The following is a 1,627-nucleotide window of genomic DNA, read 5'->3' on the forward strand; positions in this document are numbered from 1 at the left end:
CGAACCGGTTGCTGCCAGGGATAGGCCGGTGTTGTCGATCGAGTCGGTGATGGTGGTGACCGCCGGCGTGGTGCTCGGGGTCAGCTGCTCGAAGTTGCCACCGGTGGTGCTTTCGATGGTGGTGCTGACGGTGCTGCCGTTCTTGTAGACGTCATTGGCCGGGGTGTCGACCACGACGGAACCGCTGGTTTTACCGGCGTCGATGTTGATCACGGCGCCATTGCTGAGCGTGACGGTCATCGCGGTGCCAGCAGGGTTGCTCAGGGTCGCGGTGTAAGTGATCTGGCCGCCTTCGGTAATGCTGTTGTTGGCGGTGAGCGTCAACCCGGTGTTGTCGATCGAGTCGGTGATGGTGGTGACCGCCGGCGTGGTGCTTGGGGTCAGCTGCTCAAAGTTGCCACCGGTGGTGCTTTCAATGGTGGTGCTGATGGTGCTGCCGTTTTTGTAAACGTCATTCGCTGGGGTGTCGACTACCACGGAACCGGAAGTCTTGCCGGCTTCGATATTGATCACGGCACCATTGTTCAGCGTCACGCTCATCGGCGTGCCGGCCGGATTGGTCAGCGTCGCGGTGTAAGTGATCTGGCCACCTTCGGTGACCGAACCGGTTGCTGCCAGGGACAGCCCGGTGTTATCGATCGAATCGGTGATCGTCGTAACGGCCGGCGTGCTGCTCGGAGTCAGTTGCTCGAAGTTGCCGCCGGTGGTGCTTTCGATGGTGGTGCTGACGGTGCTGCCGCTTTTGTAAACGTCGTTGGCCGGGGTGTCGACCACCACGCTGCCGGTGGTTTTGCCGGCCTCGATGTTGATGACCGCGCCATTGCTCAGCGTGACGCTCATCGCAGTGCCAGCCGGGTTGGTCAAGGTCGCGGTGTAAGTGATCTGGCCGCCTTCGGTAATGCTGTTATTGGCGGTGAGCGTCAGGCCAGTGTTGTCGATCGAATCGGTGATGGTGGTGACCGCCGGCGTGGTGCTCGGGGTCAACTGCTCGAAATTGCCGCCGGTGGTGCTTTCGATGGTGGTGCTGACGGTGCTGCCGTTCTTGTAGACGTCATTGGCCGGGGTGTCGACCACCACGCTGCCGGTGGTTTTACCGGCTTCGATGTTGATGACCGCCCCGTTGGACAGGGTCACGCTCATCGCGGTGCCCGCCGGGTTGGTCAAGGTCGCGGTGTAGGTGATCTGGCCGCCTTCAACCACCGAACCGGTCGCCGCCAGGGACAGCCCGGTGTTGTCGATCGAGTCGGTAATCGTGGTGACCGCCGGGGTGCTGCTCGGGGTCAGTTGCTCAAAGTTGCCACCGCTGGTGCTTTCGATGGTGGTGCTGACGGTACTGCCGTTCTTGTAAACGTCGTTGGCCGGGGTGTCGACCACCACGGAACCGCTGGTTTTGCCGGCTTCGATGTTGATCACCGCACCGTTCGACAGGTTCACGCTCATCGCGGTACCGGCCGGGTTGCTCAGCGTCGCGGTGTAAGTGATCTGGCCACCTTCAACCACCGAACCATTTGCGGTCAGGCTCAGGCCGGTATTGTCGATCGAATCGGTGATGGTGGTAACGGCCGGCGTCGTGTTCGGGGTCAGCTGCTCGAAGTTGCCGCCGGTGGTGCTCTCGATGGTGGTGCTG

General features: G+C 61.8%; 1 protein-coding gene. It reads right to left on the bottom strand.

Annotated elements, in window-relative coordinates; genetic code table 11:
* Positions 1–1,627 (bottom strand): immunoglobulin-like domain-containing protein (locus BK658_RS29115; protein ID WP_404943207.1); only part of this gene is annotated, 1,627 nt, incomplete at both ends.

The organism is Pseudomonas brassicacearum, from assembly GCF_003732175.1.
GTDB classification, from domain to species: Bacteria; Pseudomonadota; Gammaproteobacteria; order Pseudomonadales; family Pseudomonadaceae; genus Aquipseudomonas; species Aquipseudomonas brassicacearum_G.